We start from the raw sequence: 15394 nt of genomic DNA, 5'->3' as shown, positions 1-15394 counted from the left end.
CTCCTCAATTCATGTAGAAACCGAACGCCCCGCCGCTGCGCGGTCCGGTGGCTGCTGCGGTAACCGGTGGCGCGTCCAATGGCGTGGCGAGGGTGCGAGCGCGCACCGGCTCCACCAGATAAGGCGTAATCAGGATCACCAGTTCAGTCTCATTGCGCTGAAAACGCTTGGAGCGAAACAGGTTGCCAAGGATCGGCAAGTCGCCCAGCAGCGGCAGTTTTTCGATGTCCTGGCTGCTTTCACGCTGGAACAGGCCCGCGATGGCGAAGGTCTGCCCGCTGCCGACTTCTACCCGTGTGTCGGCGCGGCGCACGCTGAAGGACGGCACATGGAAGTTGCCGAAATCCACGGTGCCGCCGCTGACCACGCTGCTGACTTCAGGGCGCACTTGCAGGGCAATGCGGCCGTTGGGCAAAAGGGTCGGGTTGAACAGCAGCGACACACCAAACGACTTGTATTCGATGCCCACCAGGTCACGGTTGACCGGCACCGGAATCGCCACTTCGCCGCCAGCGAGGAAGCTCGCGGTCTGGCCGGTCATGGCCGTGATGTTCGGCTCGGCAAGAATCTGCAGTACGCCGTTGGCCTGCAACGCATCCAGCATGCCGTCGATGTTCACGTTGCCGGAGCCGGTGCCTGCGGTGGCCAGGCCGCCAGCTGTGGCTGCCGCCAAGCCGCCACCGGTGATCAGGCCGAACGAGAACGTACCGTTGCTGAACATCGCATTCCAGTTCACGCCGTAGTGCAGCAGTTCGGAACGCGACACTTCGGCGAAACGCACACGCAGGTTCACTTGGGCGGAGCCTGTGTATTCAGTGGTGTTGATCGCGCTTTGAAAGCCTTGGCCCTGAGGGTTGAGCAGCGCATTCAGGTCTGTCGCTTCGGCCACCGAGCCGACGCTGCCTTTGGCAATCAGACGGTTGCCCGCGCCGGTGATCTGCGCGCGGTTACCCGGATGCAGTTCCTGCATCGGCGCGCTCACGCCCTGGGTAGCGCTGCTGACAGACAGGTTCAAGCTCGCCAGTTGCTTACCGTTTTCGCCCAGGGCGATCAGGCTGGTCGTGCCCGGCGCCTTGCCGAAGATATAAATCGTGCCCGGCGACACCACTTGCAGGTCGGCCACGTTGGGCTCGGCCACCAGCACCGACTCCACCGGCGCGACAAAATGCAGGATGCGCCCTTCGCCGGACGCCAGGTTGATCGAGCCACCGGCACCGGCGGCAATCTCCTGAGCCTGGCACACGCACGCAAACAGACTCAGCAACAGCACACAAAAACGCATCATGAGGCAGACGCCAGGGGGGTGACGGAAGCCGCGGCAGGCGCGCGGCGGTTGGAGATATCGGTGAGGCTGATGGTCACCAGCGCTTGCAGGTTGTACTCGGTGGCCAGCTCGCGGAACGACAGCACCGCCAATTCCAGCTCGCCGCGCAGCACCAGGCGACGCAGGCTGCGGCGCAGTTCCGGGTGCACCAGCAACACAGCGCTGTTGGCCTCGCGGGTGTTTTCACAGGCTTGACGCAGTTGAACAAGCAACGCGCGGCTGACGTCCTCGGGGATCAATTCACGTTGAGGTTCCTGACGGCGCAACGAGGCGCGCAATTGGTCTTCCAGGCCCGGAGCCAACACCAACGCACCAATCACTCGGTTGCGGTCGGCGTATTGATGGCTGATCTGGCGCGCCAACGCTGCACGCAAATGTTCGGCCAAACGCCCGGCGTCGGTTTCGCGGGCGCCCCACTCCACCATGGCTTCGAGCAAGGCGCGCTGGTTGCGAATGGAGACGCCTTCGCCGACCAACAGGCGGAAGGTCTCGGCGACGCGTTGCAGCGGCACCAGGCGCAAGGCTTCTTTGACCAGTTCGCCGTAGGTGGCTTCGGTGCGCTCCAGCAACAGGCGGGTTTCCTGAATGCCGAGGAAGTCGGCGGCATAGCGGCGCAGGCTGCGCTCCAGCACGCCGCGCAGCACTTCATCGGGCAACAGGAAACCGATGCCGGCGTTGCGCAAGGTCTCTTCGTGTTGACGTTCAATCCAGTGGGCGCTGCGGCCATTGAGCGGCGAATCGAATGGCAGCGTGGCGATGTCGAGCAACTGCACGTGCACCGGGTCGTCCTGCAACAGCAGGCAGTTGACCGGCATCTCGCCTTCACTCACCGGCACACCTTCCAGAGACACGCGAAAACCACCCGGCGGCGCCTTGGTTTCCATGTAGATACCCGGCACCGGCACCTCCACGCCCAGTTCGGTACGGATGTCGTGACACAAGGCTTCAACCCGCTGACGCAGCAATTGACGCGGCGCACTCTGGGACACGCCGACGCCGATGGTCAGCAACACGCGGGTGTCGGGCAACAGGTTGTCGTCCAGTTCAGCCTGAACGTCCACCACCGGTTCCGGCACTTCAGCCAACACTTCCATCTCACCCTCAGGCTGACGGGTGTGGCGGCGATACATCACAAAGGCTGCGCTGCCAAAGGCCACGGACAACCCGAGGAATACCCACGTGGGGAAGCCCGGTAGCAGGCCCACGCCGATCATGATCAAGGCCGTCAAGCCGAGCGCACGGTAGCTGGCGCCCAGTTGCTTGATGATTTCACTGCCCAGGTCGCCGGCTTCGCCATCGCTGTTCACGCGCGTCACTACGGTGCCCGCCGCCACCGAAATCAACAACGCCGGGATCTGTGCGATCAGGCCGTCACCCACGGTCAGCAGCGAGTAGGTGTGCACCGCCACGCCGAACGGCATGTCGCGCTCGATCATGCCGATCATCATGCCGCCGAGCAGGTTGACCGCCAGAATCACCAGACCGGCGATGGCGTCGCCCTTCACAAACTTCATGGCGCCGTCCATCGCACCAAACATCTGGCTTTCACGCTCCAGACGCGAGCGACGGCGACGGGCTTCGGCCTGGTCGATATCGCCGTTGCGCAGGTCGTTATCGATGCTCATTTGTTTGCCGGGCATGGCATCCAGGGTGAAACGCGCGGCCACTTCCGCCACGCGCTCGGCGCCTTTGGTGATGACCACGAACTGCGCCACGGTGATGATCAGGAACACCACCATGCCCACCACCACTTGCCCTGCGATCACGAAGTCACCGAAAGCCTTGACGATGTGGCCGGCGTCGCCGTGCAGCAGGATCAAACGGGTGGTGGTGATCGACAGCGACAAGCGAAACAACGTGCTGAGCAGAATCAGCGGCGGCAGCGCGGAGAATTCCACGGAGTGGCCGATGTAGAACGCAACGATCAGGATAAGGATACTCAGGGCGATATTGAGACCGATCAGCGCATCCACTAAATAGGTGGGCAGCGGGATGATCATCATCACAATCGCCATCAACATGAACGCGACAATAATCACGTCCGTGCGCTGCGCGGCCATGCGCGCCAGGTTGTTCAGGCGGTTGAGCAAGGTCATGCGTTGGCCCTGCGTGCTGTCAAATAGCGTTTGAAGCACTGGCGCGCTTCGTCTTTGCGCTCGCCATACCACAGCGCGCGGGCGCGCAGCAGCAACAGGCTGGCGGACTCGCCTTCCAGCGCCACCAAGCGGTCGAGGGCGCCCAGGGCGCGGGTCGCGTCACCGCTGTCGGTAAACGCCAGCACCAGCGAGCGCAGCAATACGCCGTCGCGCGGCGCGACGCTCACGGCGATCAACAGCATCACCAGCGCGCGCTGGGACTGGCCATTGCGGCGGTACAGTTCGCCGATGCCCTTGAGCAGTTGCACGGCGTCGTCGTTCTCGCGGGCCATCAGGCATGTACCTCCGAGCGTTGCTGTTCGAGATTGCGCCGTGCTTCGATCTCTTCACTGATCAAGGCATGCGCCAACGCCTTGATCTCCGGCTCGGCGTCGAGGGTCGGCAGGATGTGTTCCATCACGTGCTCCAGCAGCTCCAGGGAACGGGCGCTGCCAAACAGCAACGAGTCGACGCCGGCGGCGCTGGTGAGTTCTTCGAGGTCACTGCGCAGGGAGCGGCGACTTTGGGTCTTGCGGGTTTTCAGCACCGCTTCGAAGGCGGTGGCCTGGCGCGAGTTGACCGGGCGAATGGCTTCGACCGGTGCGCTGCGCACATCACTGGGAATTAACGGGCGGGGTTCGACTTTCATCCCAGGGCCTTAGCTAAAAAGCGTGGTCATAACGTGAAAGTGAAGCGCTCCTCGCCTCGGGCGAGAATCACTTGGTTGTTCTCGATGCGCTCCAGCACCCAGTTGTCCGCCAGGGCCGCGCCGGGGTACAGGCGCTTGCCGCTGTCGTTGATCACGTAAGGGTTGGTGCCGAACCACACGGCCTGGAAACGCACGCGCGGGCGCGCGGCATCAGCGCGCACGGCCACCTTGGGGTTGAGTACGATTTGCTGGCCGTAGCGCTGGTCGAAGGCTTGCTGCAAAGCCAGCCACTGCGGTTTTTGTGACTGTTCAAAACTGCCGACGGCGCTGAGCTGGCCGTTGCTGTTGCTGACTTTTACCGCGTCCAGGTGAGCGGCCTGAAGTTGTTGCTCCAGCCAGGCCTTGGCTTGCTCACGGGAAGTCTTTTTCACGGGTGCTGCATCGACGGCAGCGGCGACTGGGCTTTGCGGTGGGTCGTTGCGAAAGGCCAACGCACCCGCACACATGAACAGCAACACGGTCGCGACAATCCAGGGAGTGTATTTACGCGGGGCATGCGACGGTTTTTCAGCACCTTCGGGCAAGGCCAGGCTCACACTGGCCGAGCCAATGCGCAGTTGCAATGGCAGCCGCGCGCGATGCCCGCTGCCCTGGGGAATACGCACGTTGCCACCGAGCAGCACTTCGCCGCCCAGAGCCTCAACGGCCACGTGGCCGCCCTCAAAAAACCGCAGGCGCAGGTGAGAACCGGCAATGCCTGGATCGCTGAGCACAAGATCGGCCGCGAGGTCCGCGCCGATGGTGTAGACAGGCCGGTCGAGCATCAGGGAACTGCCCTGGTGCAAACCGCCGGTCACAGTCAGGGTCGGTGCGCCAATACCGGCGACCGGGCCCAAGGAAATCAAGGCTGTCATGTTTGGGTTTGCCCCCTTGAGAATCACAGGCCGCATGCACGCCTGCGTGGATCAACAACGGTGCAACGTTTTTTCAAAGCTCGGTTTTTTTCAAACGAAAACGATGGGTAAACGGGCAGCGCCGGCGCCGCCCGTTTGGCAAATCAGTTCTGCGGACGCTGTTTGGTAGCGTCAAGCTCAGCTTTTTTCGCGGTGCTGATTTCGGTGATCTTGGCCGACTTCTCGATAGCCATGTTGAAGGTCGCTTCCATCTTCGCGATAGCGTCGTCGGCGCCGCCTGCTTTTACTGGTGGGACATCAGCCATGTTCATCTCCTTGCATCGATAGGGAAGTTATTCAGTTGCGCAACAGCAAGCTGAAAGTATGCAAACCGGTGAATGCCCAAAACGTCAGACAGTGAGCCTTCGAACCGCCGTTGGTTTGCATGGGATCCATACTACTCACGATCAAAACGCCTTCGCTGTGAAAGCTTGTGAAACGTGTGAGATACAAGACGTGAAAGGTTTCGCTCAACCTGGCGTTGAGAAAATCTCATCTCGTTGACGGCATTGAACTTTTATGAAAAAAACAAAACACGAAAAAACCCAGTGTTTGCTCGGCCTTTCTACGCCACTGAGGGGAGATATTGCAGGTTGATGTCAGATTTTGAGGGGTATCCGGATCTCCGTGCGCACCATTTCCTGGATCGAGTTCACATTTTTCACTAATAGCCTTTTGCCTAACTTCCCAGATATTTCCATTTGTAACAAAAGCGACTTACTCATCGCGTTTGATAGCACGGCGCGAACGACCTTAATGCCTTCGAGCAACTAATTTCAAACAACCGATTAGTGCAGTTGCACTAATAGCCGGAACTGTTAGTTGGCACGCGCTTATATAGGAAAGAACCTGGAGCTTAATAAGCGACATCTTCATCCTCTCTGGCAGCCTGGCCCAAAAGGGAGCCGCGCCACGCTGTTTTTCCAACGCGAAAAGGTTTAATCACATGACGTACTCGACTCGCAGCCACTTCAACGATGACGCTTGCCTTGAGATTCACTTCGGCCCGTTCCGCCTGCTGCCACAACGTCGTCTGCTTCTCAAGCACGGGCAACCCGTGGCCCTGGGCAATCGCGCCCTGACCCTGCTCCTCGCGCTCGCCTCGCGGCCCGGCGAGCTGATGAGCAAAACCGAGTTGCTCGACATTGCCTGGTCCAAACGGGTGGTGGAAGAATGCAACTTACGCACGCAGATCAGGGCGATCCGACGCGCCTTGGGCGACGATGACTCGTTCTACATCGCCACGGCCGCAGGCCAGGGCTACCGGTTTGTCGCGCCCACCTGGTTTGAGCGTGCGCCGGCGCCTGCGGTGAAAGAGCCAGTGTTGCTCGGCGTGTATGGCTGCCGACACTGCCGCGACGCCGCCATGATGCCGCTGCTTGCGCCCATGCAGCCGGTGCGGATGGATATGCAAAACAGTTGATCTGCCTGGCACATTGGGCGGCGGTGAGCGCCTGGTGTGTGGGGTGATCTAACAGCCAACCTCAATCAAATGTGGGAGCTGGTTGCCAGCTCCCACAATTTTAGAGTGCTGGTGTAACGGCAACAGCGCTCAAATCCAGATGCCCATCTTTCAGTGGTGGGCACCAGTAATACCCACCGGTCAACGGTTTGCTGATGCGATACAACCCGTCGACAATCCCATCCTCCAACCCGCTCATGCGCCGCAACTGCGCTTCAAACGCATCAAACGAATGGCCAAACGCAAGAAACATCAACCCCGCCTGACCATTCTCCGCCCACGGCATGGAACGTCGAACCACAAAGGCTTCTGGGGTAAAGCTTTCCTGGGCCGTTCGCTTGGTGTGCGCGGACTCCGGCGCGTCGTCCAACTCTTCGTTATCACCATGGCGACGACCAATGATGTGGTCGCGCTCCTGGGCGGGCAACGCGGCAAAACCGTCAAGGTCGTGCTGCCATTGCTGGATCGCGGCGAAACTGGCACCGCTGTCGGTCAACGCGGCGTCCACGGCGGCACTGTCGTGGGGGTTCTCAGTGCCGTCTTCGTAATCGGTCAGGTCAAAGCCGGTCTTGTAGCGAAAGCCTTCGGTCATCTGTACCAGGCGAAACGCCGGCGCCAGAGCCTTTTCAACTGCGCGGCTGCGCAACAGCAGCTCACCACGATCCACACCGTGCAGCCACACCCACAACGCCTGCTGGGTCGACGGGTTGTGCGCGCCCGGCGCACTGACGGCGGGGAATGCACGCAGCCCTTCAACCTGCGCGCCCAACGCGTTTACCAGCGGCTCACCCAAACCCACCACTGCGGCCGAATCCGTCAGGTGCACCAGCGCGTCCAACGCGGCGGGGACAGCTGCGAGCACATCAACGGCGAAAAACAGATGGCGTGCCTGCAACGGCACCGGTGCGGCAAGAATGCCCGGCTGGTAGTGACTCATGTGAACTCCTTCAAGAAAGCCGCGCAGTTTATCCCGAAGAGCCCGCCGTGCGCAGGAGAAAGCGCACAGGCCTTGCCATAGAGCCCTGTGTTGGGTGACTCTCTAGTCATGTTTTGCAACTATTCTTGGGGTAACGACATGACCACCAGCGACTTGCTCGCCCAGCTGTTTCCCACCTGCGCCGCCGACATTCCCGAACAGTTCCGCCTGGCAGCGCCTATTGAACAGCGTGATTACCTGGTCGATGGCCAGTTGCAAGTGTGGAACGGCCCATTGGCCACCGTGCAAAGCCCGGTACAACTGGGTGATGAACGCGTGCATATCGGCAGCACGCCGCTGCTGGATGCCGAGACCGCCCTTACTGCCCTCGACGCCGCCGTGCGCGCCTACGACCGGGGCCAGGGTGAATGGCCGACGATGCGCGTGGCCGACCGCATCCAGCACGTGGAAGCCTTTTTGCGGCGCATGCGCGAACAACGCGATGCGGTGGTCAAGCTGCTGATGTGGGAGATCGGCAAGAACCTCAAGGACTCGCAGAAAGAATTCGACCGCACCTGCGACTACATCACCGACACCATCAATGCCCTCAAGGAACTCGACCGCCGCTCCAGCCGTTTCGAGCTGGAGCAGGACACCCTCGGCCAAATCCGCCGCGTACCGCTGGGCGTGGCGCTGTGCATGGGCCCTTACAACTACCCGCTGAACGAGACCTTCACCACGCTGATCCCGGCATTGATCATGGGCAACACGGTGGTGTTCAAGCCGGCCAAGCTCGGCGTGTTGTTGATTCGCCCGTTGCTGGAAGCGTTCCGCGACAGCTTCCCGGCAGGCGTGATCAACGTAATTTACGGCAGCGGCCGTGAAACCGTCAGCGCGCTGATGGCCAGCGGAAAGATCGATATTTTTGCGTTTATCGGCACCAACAAGGCTGCCAGCGACCTGAAAAAACTGCACCCAAAACCCCATCGCCTGCGCGCAGCGCTCGGCCTGGACGCGAAAAACCCAGGCATCGTGCTGCCCGAAGTCGACTTGGACAATGCCGTGAGCGAAGCCGTGACCGGCTCGCTGTCATTCAACGGCCAGCGCTGCACCGCGCTGAAAATCCTGTTTGTGCATGAAGACGTGGTCGACAGCTTCATCGAGAAATTCAACAAGAAGCTGGCGACGCTCAAGCCCGGCATGCCCTGGGAAGACGGCGTGTCGCTGACCCCGCTGCCGGAAGTGGGCAAGGTGGATTACCTCAACGCGCTGGTGGCCGATGCTGCGCTGTATGGCGCCAAAGTGGTGAATGACAATGGCGGCAGCAGCCGTGGCTCGTTTTTCTACCCGGCAGTGTTGTACCCGGTGAACCCGCAGATGCGCGTGTACCACGAAGAACAGTTTGGCCCAGTGGTGCCCATCGTGCCGTACCGCGACCTGGACAGCGTGATCGAGTACGTGCTGGATTCGGACTTCGGCCAGCAACTGAGCATCTTCGGCACCAATGCCGTGGAAGTTGGGCGGCTGGTGGATACGTTCGCCAACCAGGTCGGCCGCATCAACATCAACGCCCAGTGCCAGCGCGGGCCGGACACGTTCCCCTTCAACGGGCGCAAGAACTCGGCCGAGGGCACGCTGTCAGTGCATGACGCCTTGCGCGTGTTTTCGATCCGCACCCTGGTGGCGACCAAGTTTCAGGAGAGCAACAAGGCGCTGGTCAGCGACATCCTGCGCAACCGCGACTCAAGCTTCCTCACAACCGACTACATCTTCTGAAGTGTGGGAGCTGGCTTGCCTGCTCCCACAAAAGCCAGCGCCTGCAGTAAATCTTATTCACCCTGACCACCGAGGCCCTTTTAATAACGATGAACCTGCCCCTCTTCGCCCGGCGCCTGCTGCGCCCCCTACTCGATCCCTACCGCCGCTACCGCCACGCCAAGCTGATCCACGCCGTGCGCGTGTCCATCGGCTTGCTGGCCACTATCCTCCTCACCACCGGCATCAACCTGCCCCACGGTGAGTGGGCCTCGGTGACCATGCTGATCGTGATCGGCGGCTTGCAACACCACGGCAACATCGGCAAAAAAGCCGTGGAGCGCGCTTACGGCACCCTGATCGGCGCCAGCGTCGGCCTGGCGATCGTGGCGCAACAGGCCTACCTGGGCCAACCGCTGGTGACCTATTTGCTGATGTCCATCGTGTGCGGGTTCTTCTCCTACCACGCCATCGGCAAAGGCGGCTACATCGCGTTGCTGTCGGCGATCACTGTGTTTATCGTCGCCGGCCACGGCGACAACCCGCTATCGGACGGCTTGTGGCGCACCGTCGACATCCTCATCGGCATCGCCCTGGCCCTGGCCTTCTCGTTCGCCCTGCCGCTGTATGCCGTGTACTCGTGGCGCTACAACCTGGCCAGCGCCCTGCGCGACTGCGCGGCGATTTACAGCCGCATCATCAGCGGCCAGTCAGTCACCGACGATGAACACCTCAAGCAGCTCAACCGACTGAACGCGGCCATGCTGCAATTGCGTTCGTTAATGCCGTCGGTGTCCAAGGAAGTGAGAATTTCCATGACGGAGCTGGATGCCATCCAGCGGCATTTGAGGATGTGCATCAGCACGCTGGAGATTCTGGGCAATACCCGGCCGGACCCACGGGATGAGCAGGCGATGGCAAGGATGCAGATGATGTTGAAGGCCGAACACCGGCAGATTCGGGTGCAACTGGTCGGCATGGCGCGGGCGTTGAAGTCTGGCGTGACGGAGCGGTTGGAGCGGCCGAGCGCAGTGGGAAGTGGTGAGCCAATCCTGGATACGCCGGTTTACAGCGCGCTGGATGGGTATCGGTTGTTGACGCTACAGCTGGCAGCGAATGTGGAAGGTATGCGCCAGCGACTGGCCAAAAGTGCCGGACATTGGAAGATCTAGGAGATGGCCTTTCGCCGCGTTTACACCCGTCTTTACTTTCATAGTTTCTCTTACATATTTTTCACGCTTTATTCACATTCAGAGACGTAGGGTAGAGCCTCATCCGTTACAAACGTTGCACATCAAGCCCGCCGCCCCAGCGGGCTTTTTTTTGCCTGGGGTTTAGAGCGGGCTTGTTGTGGCGAGCGGGGCTGTCGTGGCGAGCGGGCTTGCCCCGCGTTGGGGTGCGCAGCGCCCCCAGTGAAGACGAATGCGGTGTATCAGGCACTCTTTGGCGGCGGGTTTTGGGGCTGCTGCGCAGCCCAACGCGGGGCAAGCCCGCTCGCCACAACAAGCCCGCTCGCCACGACAGCCCCGCTCGCCACAAGGAAGTCTGCATGCCATAAGGGCGCTGCATCAGCTAGAGATGTGCAAGTTTGGCGGCCAGCGCCTTGGCTTGAATCGCCACATCCGTCACTGCGGTACTTTCCCACCATACTCCGCGCAACGGCGGGCCCATGGCAAACAACCGGTGACTCACCCGACCTTGAGCATCCACCAACGCCCCCGATGTATCTGCCGCAATCCCCAGCGCCAGCGGCCCAGGCTGGATCAACCCGCGCTTGAGCAACTGCTGCGGCAACGGCTTGGCGACGCGGCGCCAGTCGTACTCAATGCCGCTGGAGTTGATCAGCGCCGCGCCCGACACCTCAACCATCGCCTGCTCGCCGCGATGACGCAGACGGATACGTACCCCCTCCTGCGAAGGCACCAAGCCCTTGAACGACGCCGCCTGAACCCGCAACCGTCCCTCCCCCTGCAAGCGCGCCACCAGCTGCGCGCTCAACGGCGGCGAGCGATGGTGATGGCTTTCCCACCACGGCCGCACATGGCGCACGAACTGGCGCTTTTCACGCTCACTGGCCTGGCTCCACAAGCGCCCAATGTGCGCCCGCACGGTGTCCAGCGGCGCTTGCCAATCAATACCCTGCGCCTGCGCAAAGCGGCATTGCCGACGCACTTCACGCAACAGTTGCCGAGGGCTGCGCACGCTGTGGTCCTCGGCCAGAAAATCCACCCAGCTCGGCGGCTGCCGTCGCACGTGGGGCAGCAAGCCGTGGCGTGAAAAAATCTCGATCGGCCCGCGATGGCCCGCTTGTTCCAGGGACACCACAGCATCCACCATAGTCAGCCCGGAACCGATGATCAGCACCGTCGCCTGTGGGTCGATATGGGCCATGGCCTTGACGTCCCACGGGTCCACCGCCGCCGCGTTCAAGCCGCTGGATTCGGTCTGTGGCGTGCGCGCCGCCGGAAACATACCGGTGGCCAATACCGCGTAAGCGCCACGCAATTGCTCGCCGTTATCAAGGGTCACAAACGTGGACGTCTCGTCCACCTGCAGATCGACCACCTCGGCGCGCACGTGCTCGACGGTGGACGCGGATAACGCTTTGGCTTGCGCCAAACGCTGCTGGGCATACACACCAAAAATCCCGCGCGGCGGGAACAGTTCGCTGATCGGCACAGGTTGCTCAAAAGACTCGGGCCAACCGCCAGCGCCGATGTAGTCGGTGAGCCATTGGGTCAGGTCGTCGGCGTTGTCCGGGTCAACGCTCATGCGCGCGGCGTTGCCGTTCAAGGTGTGGCCCAGTTCGACCGCGCTATAGGCCTCGCCACGGCCAAGTTCGGCGCGCGGTTCGATCACCAGAATATGCCGCTGCCCAGGCAGGCGCAGCAATTGCACCGCCAGCATCGTGCCGCTCAGGCCGCCACCGATGATCAGCACATCAGCGTTGCGGATGGATTCAGTCATGCAGGTTCGCCCTTACTGTTTACCCAGGTAAATATCATGCAGATCGCCCCGCGCCAACGGTTCAGCGGCGCTGCCACTCAAGGCCACCCGCCGAGTATCCAGCGTAAAGCGGTCCGCTGGCGGGATTATTTGGATCAGCACACGGCCAGCTCCCACAGTGACCGAGGTGTTTCAGTTAGAGCGTGGTGGCCTTGAGGTCGCGGTAGCTCGCACCGGGGTGATGGGCGCCCAAGCGTGCGCCGTCGCCAAACAGCTTCTCGCGCAACGTGCCCTGGGCGTATTCGGTCTTGTACACGCCACGCTTTTGCAGCTCGGGCACCAGCAGGTCAACGGCGTCGACAAAGGTTTCATGGGTCAGCGCATAAGCGAGATTGAAACCGTCCACGTCGGTCTCTTCAATCCACTCCTGCAATAGGTCCGCCACGGTTTGCGGGCCGCCCACGAACAGCGGCCCAAAGCCGCCGATGCCCACCCAATCGGCCAGTTCGTTCGGCGTCCAGACCTTGTTCGGATCGGCCGTGGAGAACGCTTCCACCGCCGACTGGATGGCGTTGGTGTGCACGTGTTTGAGCGGCTCATCCGGCTTGAACTGGCTGAAATCGATACCGGTCCAGCCGGAGATCAGCGCCATCGCGCCTTCGTAGCTGACGTAGGCTTTGTAGTCGTCGAACTTGGCTTTGGCCTGTGAGTCGGTCTCGCCGACGATCACCGTCTGCAAGTTGAAAATCAGGATTTTCCTCGGATCACGCCCCGCTTCGGCGGCGCGACGGCGGATATCGGCGACGGTCTTTTTCAACAGCACCTTGGACGGGGCGGCAACGAACACACACTCGGCCTGCTCGGCGGCGAATTGCTTGCCACGGCTGGATGCACCGGCCTGATACAGCACCGGCGTGCGCTGCGGCGAGGGCTCGCACAGGTGAATGCCGGGCACCTGGAAGTGCTTGCCGACGTGGCGGATCTCGTGGATTTTGCTCGGGTCGCTGAAGATCCGGCGTTCGCGGTCGCGCAGCACGGCGCCCTCTTCCCAGCTGCCTTCCCAGAGTTTGTAGCAAACTTCCAGGTATTCCTCGGCGTAGTCATAGCGCGCGTCGTGTTCGGTCTGGGCTTTCTGGCCGAGGTTTTTCGCGCCGCTTTCCAGGTAGGAGGTGACGATGTTCCAGCCGATGCGGCCTTTGGTCAGGTGATCAAGGGTCGAGAGGCGGCGCGCGAACGGATACGGATGTTCGAATGACAATGAAGCCGTCAGGCCAAACCCCAGGTGTTCGGTGACCAGCGCCATCGGCGCGATCAGCGACAGCGGGTCGTTGACCGGCACTTGCGTGGCCTGGCGAATCGCCGCGTCACCGTTGCCGTTGTACACGTCGTAGATGCCCAGCACGTCGGCGATGAACAGGCCGTCGAACTTGCCGCGCTCAAGGATTTTAGCCAGGTCGGTCCAGTATTCCAGGTCCTTGTACTGCCACGAACGGTCGCGCGGGTGCGCCCACAAGCCGGGAGATTGGTGGCCAACACAGTTCATGTCGAAGGCATTCAAGCGGATTTCACGGGACATCAAAGCACTCCGTTGAGGTGGTAGTTGCCGACAACCCTGTATTTGTCGCGCAGCGGGTCATCCAGCGTCGGCGGCAGCGCGGTGCGCTGGCCGGTCAATTCGAATTCGGTGGCACTGGCAAACAGCAAGGCTTCGGCAGCGGCGATGTGCGCTTCGGTGGCGGCGACCAGGCTGGGGTGAGTTTCGGCGCGTTCCAGCAAGGCGGCGGCTACATCGACGCGGATCTGCCAATCGCCGAAGCGGCTGATCACGTAAGGGTCGTCGCTTGTCTCGACGTGGCGGCGGGTGCTGTCCAGCAGTTGGCGCGCGAGGTTTAGTGCAGTCATGGCAAGCTCCTCAGTTCCAGGCGTGGCGCGCAGGCTTCACGCCGTTGAGCACGAAGTTGCCGATCAGGTGGTATTTCCAGCGGGCCGGGTCGTGCAGGGTGTGGGTGCGTGCGTTGCGCCAGAAACGGTCGAGGTTGTGTTTGCCGGTGACCGAGCGGGTACCGGCCAGTTCGAACAGTTTGCTGCTGGCGAGCAACGCGGTTTCGGCGGACAACACCTTGGCCTGGGCGACGACAAAGGACGCGTTGGCCACCGTGTCTTCATTTGGCTCGGCGAGGGCCAGGTCCACGGCCTTGCCGGCTTTGGCGAGGATGGCTTCGGTGCCGTGCACGCGCCACTGCAGGTCGCCAATCGCGGCGATGGTGAACGGGTCTTGCCAGCCGTGATCCTGTTGGCTGTCGATCCACGGGCGCGCCTGGCGGGCGTAGATCTTGGCCTGTTCAAGGGCGCCGACGGCGATGCCGGTGTCGACCGCCGCCTGGATGATTTGCGAGATCGGGCCATTGGCGGTGGGTTGGTCGAATGCCTGGTGCGCGGGGATCACCGCGCTCAGGGGCACGCTGACGCCGTCGAGGGTCACGCCGCCGCTGGCGGTGGTGCGCTGGCCAAAGCCGTCCCAACTGTCGACAACGTTTAGGCCCGGAGCATCGCGTTCGACGAAGGCGATAAACGCCTGGCCGTTTTCGTTATTACCGACAGTGGGCACGATATGGGCGAACAACGCGCCGGTGCAGTAGAACTTCTCGCCATTGATTTGCGCGGTGTCGCCGTGGACGCGAATTTGTGTGTCGAAGGTGCCGGCGTTTTTGCTTTTGGCTTCGGAGAAGGCGTTGCCGAACCGGTAGCCTTGCAGGACCTTGCCGAAGTAATCCTGCTTTTGCTGCTCCGTCGCGGTCTGCAGGAGGATGTCCACCACGCCGAGATGGTTTTGCGGAATTTGCCCTAAAGACGGGTCGGCGGCGGAGATCAATTTGATCACCTCGGCCACGGTCACGTAAGACACCTCGGCGCCGCCGTAGGCTTTGGGAACGGTGATGCCCCACAGGCCACTGGCGGAAAATTCGTCGAGTTCAGCCACCGGCAGGCGGCGCTCGCGGTCGCGCTCGCTGGCGTCGACCGCAAAACGCGCAGCTAACCGCGTGGCAACCTCGATGGCTTCGGCGTCCGAGCGGATGATATGGGCAGGGTGTTGAGGGTGGGCTGACATGGGCCGACTCCAGGCTCCGAATGAGATAACGGAGTGATTGCAGGAGTCGTGCCCGATTTTAATAAGCAATAAAATCAGAGGGTTGCGGTGAATACAGTGCGCTTATTCGCGTGTTAAACCAGCAAAGTGTCGATCCACTGTTGCG

Annotated in this window: 14 protein-coding genes and 1 pseudogene; 3 read left to right on the top strand and 12 right to left on the bottom strand. The window is 61.7% G+C overall.

Annotated features, from left to right (window positions below; translation table 11 throughout):
* Nucleotides 1-4: 4 nt before the first annotated feature.
* The 6 genes from ACP7A2_RS21960 to ACP7A2_RS21935 form a co-directional block, all read right to left on the bottom strand.
* Complete coding sequence (locus ACP7A2_RS21960) at nt 5-1285, bottom strand: type II and III secretion system protein family protein (protein ID WP_426135934.1); 1281 nt, start codon at nt 1283-1285, stop codon at nt 5-7.
* On the bottom strand, nt 1282-3420 hold the full coding sequence (gene sctV / locus ACP7A2_RS21955) for a type III secretion system export apparatus subunit SctV (protein ID WP_426135933.1): 2139 nt from the start codon (nt 3418-3420) through the stop codon (nt 1282-1284). Before sctV ends, ACP7A2_RS21960 begins: the two co-directional genes overlap by 4 nt.
* Nucleotides 3417-3752 (bottom strand): tetratricopeptide repeat protein, encoded by a 336-nt coding sequence (locus ACP7A2_RS21950; RefSeq protein ID WP_426135932.1) that lies wholly within the window; start codon nt 3750-3752, stop codon nt 3417-3419. Before ACP7A2_RS21950 ends, sctV begins: the two co-directional genes overlap by 4 nt.
* The gene (locus ACP7A2_RS21945) at nt 3752-4108 is read right to left on the bottom strand and encodes a hypothetical protein (RefSeq protein ID WP_426135931.1); all 357 of its coding nucleotides are present in this window, start codon (nt 4106-4108) and stop codon (nt 3752-3754) included. Before ACP7A2_RS21945 ends, ACP7A2_RS21950 begins: the two co-directional genes overlap by 1 nt.
* Before the next feature lie 26 nt (nt 4109-4134).
* A complete protein-coding gene (locus ACP7A2_RS21940) occupies nt 4135-5022 on the bottom strand; it encodes a SctD/MshK family protein (RefSeq protein ID WP_426135930.1) in 888 nt (295 codons plus the stop codon).
* Between the two features lie 143 nt (nt 5023-5165).
* On the bottom strand, nt 5166-5327 hold the full coding sequence (locus tag ACP7A2_RS21935; RefSeq protein ID WP_016969018.1) for a hypothetical protein: 162 nt from the start codon (nt 5325-5327) through the stop codon (nt 5166-5168).
* Nucleotides 5328-6007: 680 nt separating this feature from the next.
* Between ACP7A2_RS21935 and ACP7A2_RS21930 the strand changes: the two genes are divergently transcribed.
* On the top strand, nt 6008-6484 hold the full coding sequence (locus ACP7A2_RS21930) for a winged helix-turn-helix domain-containing protein (RefSeq protein WP_426135929.1): 477 nt from the start codon (nt 6008-6010) through the stop codon (nt 6482-6484).
* Between the two features lie 100 nt (nt 6485-6584).
* Here ACP7A2_RS21930 and ACP7A2_RS21925 read toward each other — a convergent pair whose 3' ends face one another.
* On the bottom strand, nt 6585-7460 hold the full coding sequence (locus ACP7A2_RS21925) for a Dyp-type peroxidase (protein ID WP_426135928.1): 876 nt from the start codon (nt 7458-7460) through the stop codon (nt 6585-6587).
* A gap of 138 nt (nt 7461-7598) precedes the next feature.
* On the opposite strand from ACP7A2_RS21925, the gene ACP7A2_RS21920 reads away from it, so the two are divergent.
* Nucleotides 7599-9215 carry an NADP-dependent glyceraldehyde-3-phosphate dehydrogenase gene (locus ACP7A2_RS21920; protein WP_426135927.1) on the top strand — a complete coding sequence of 539 codons (1617 nt, stop codon included), beginning with the start codon at nt 7599-7601 and terminating at the stop codon, nt 9213-9215.
* Nucleotides 9216-9304: 89 nt separating this feature from the next.
* A complete protein-coding gene (locus ACP7A2_RS21915; RefSeq protein WP_426135926.1) occupies nt 9305-10366 on the top strand; it encodes an FUSC family protein in 1062 nt (353 codons plus the stop codon).
* Nucleotides 10367-10766: 400 nt separating this feature from the next.
* Here ACP7A2_RS21915 and ACP7A2_RS21910 read toward each other — a convergent pair whose 3' ends face one another.
* The 5 genes and pseudogenes from ACP7A2_RS21910 to ACP7A2_RS21890 all read right to left on the bottom strand — a co-directional run bounded on the left by ACP7A2_RS21910 (nt 10767) and on the right by ACP7A2_RS21890 (nt 15249).
* Nucleotides 10767-12161, bottom strand: coding sequence for an FAD/NAD(P)-binding protein (locus tag ACP7A2_RS21910; RefSeq protein WP_426135925.1), 1395 nt, complete (start codon nt 12159-12161; stop codon nt 10767-10769).
* 12 nt (nt 12162-12173) lie between these two features.
* Nucleotides 12174-12269 (bottom strand): annotated as a pseudogene (locus ACP7A2_RS21905) (ABC transporter ATP-binding protein); the annotation flags it as partial.
* A gap of 67 nt (nt 12270-12336) precedes the next feature.
* Nucleotides 12337-13716, bottom strand: a complete 1380-nt coding sequence (locus ACP7A2_RS21900) for an LLM class flavin-dependent oxidoreductase (protein ID WP_426135924.1) — start codon at nt 13714-13716, stop codon at nt 12337-12339.
* Nucleotides 13716-14042, bottom strand: a complete 327-nt coding sequence (locus ACP7A2_RS21895; protein WP_426135923.1) for an acyl-CoA dehydrogenase — start codon at nt 14040-14042, stop codon at nt 13716-13718. Before ACP7A2_RS21895 ends, ACP7A2_RS21900 begins: the two co-directional genes overlap by 1 nt.
* Before the next feature lie 10 nt (nt 14043-14052).
* Nucleotides 14053-15249, bottom strand: coding sequence for an SfnB family sulfur acquisition oxidoreductase (locus tag ACP7A2_RS21890; RefSeq protein WP_426135922.1), 1197 nt, complete (start codon nt 15247-15249; stop codon nt 14053-14055).
* Nucleotides 15250-15394: the final 145 nt, after the last annotated feature.

This window comes from Pseudomonas sp. PWP3-1b2 (assembly GCF_049896045.1).
GTDB lineage: Bacteria > Pseudomonadota > Gammaproteobacteria > Pseudomonadales > Pseudomonadaceae > Aquipseudomonas > Aquipseudomonas antarctica_B.
The sequence above is the reverse complement of the archived record's forward strand: the minus strand, read 5'-3'. Positions and strand labels throughout refer to the sequence as shown.

Coding starts and splice junctions, on each gene's coding strand:
- ACP7A2_RS21890 (WP_426135922.1), bottom strand. CDS start 15,249: ATGTCAGCCCACCCTCAACACCCTGCCCATATCATCCGCTCGGACGCC.
- ACP7A2_RS21940 (WP_426135930.1), bottom strand. CDS start 5,022: ATGACAGCCTTGATTTCCTTGGGCCCGGTCGCCGGTATTGGCGCACCG.
- ACP7A2_RS21915 (WP_426135926.1), top strand. CDS start 9,305: ATGAACCTGCCCCTCTTCGCCCGGCGCCTGCTGCGCCCCCTACTCGAT.
- ACP7A2_RS21960 (WP_426135934.1), bottom strand. CDS start 1,285: ATGATGCGTTTTTGTGTGCTGTTGCTGAGTCTGTTTGCGTGCGTGTGC.
- ACP7A2_RS21950 (WP_426135932.1), bottom strand. CDS start 3,752: ATGGCCCGCGAGAACGACGACGCCGTGCAACTGCTCAAGGGCATCGGC.
- ACP7A2_RS21925 (WP_426135928.1), bottom strand. CDS start 7,460: ATGAGTCACTACCAGCCGGGCATTCTTGCCGCACCGGTGCCGTTGCAG.
- ACP7A2_RS21920 (WP_426135927.1), top strand. CDS start 7,599: ATGACCACCAGCGACTTGCTCGCCCAGCTGTTTCCCACCTGCGCCGCC.
- ACP7A2_RS21935 (WP_016969018.1), bottom strand. CDS start 5,327: ATGGCTGATGTCCCACCAGTAAAAGCAGGCGGCGCCGACGACGCTATC.
- sctV (WP_426135933.1), bottom strand. CDS start 3,420: ATGACCTTGCTCAACCGCCTGAACAACCTGGCGCGCATGGCCGCGCAG.
- ACP7A2_RS21930 (WP_426135929.1), top strand. CDS start 6,008: ATGACGTACTCGACTCGCAGCCACTTCAACGATGACGCTTGCCTTGAG.
- ACP7A2_RS21900 (WP_426135924.1), bottom strand. CDS start 13,716: ATGTCCCGTGAAATCCGCTTGAATGCCTTCGACATGAACTGTGTTGGC.
- ACP7A2_RS21910 (WP_426135925.1), bottom strand. CDS start 12,161: ATGACTGAATCCATCCGCAACGCTGATGTGCTGATCATCGGTGGCGGC.
- ACP7A2_RS21945 (WP_426135931.1), bottom strand. CDS start 4,108: ATGAAAGTCGAACCCCGCCCGTTAATTCCCAGTGATGTGCGCAGCGCA.
- ACP7A2_RS21895 (WP_426135923.1), bottom strand. CDS start 14,042: ATGACTGCACTAAACCTCGCGCGCCAACTGCTGGACAGCACCCGCCGC.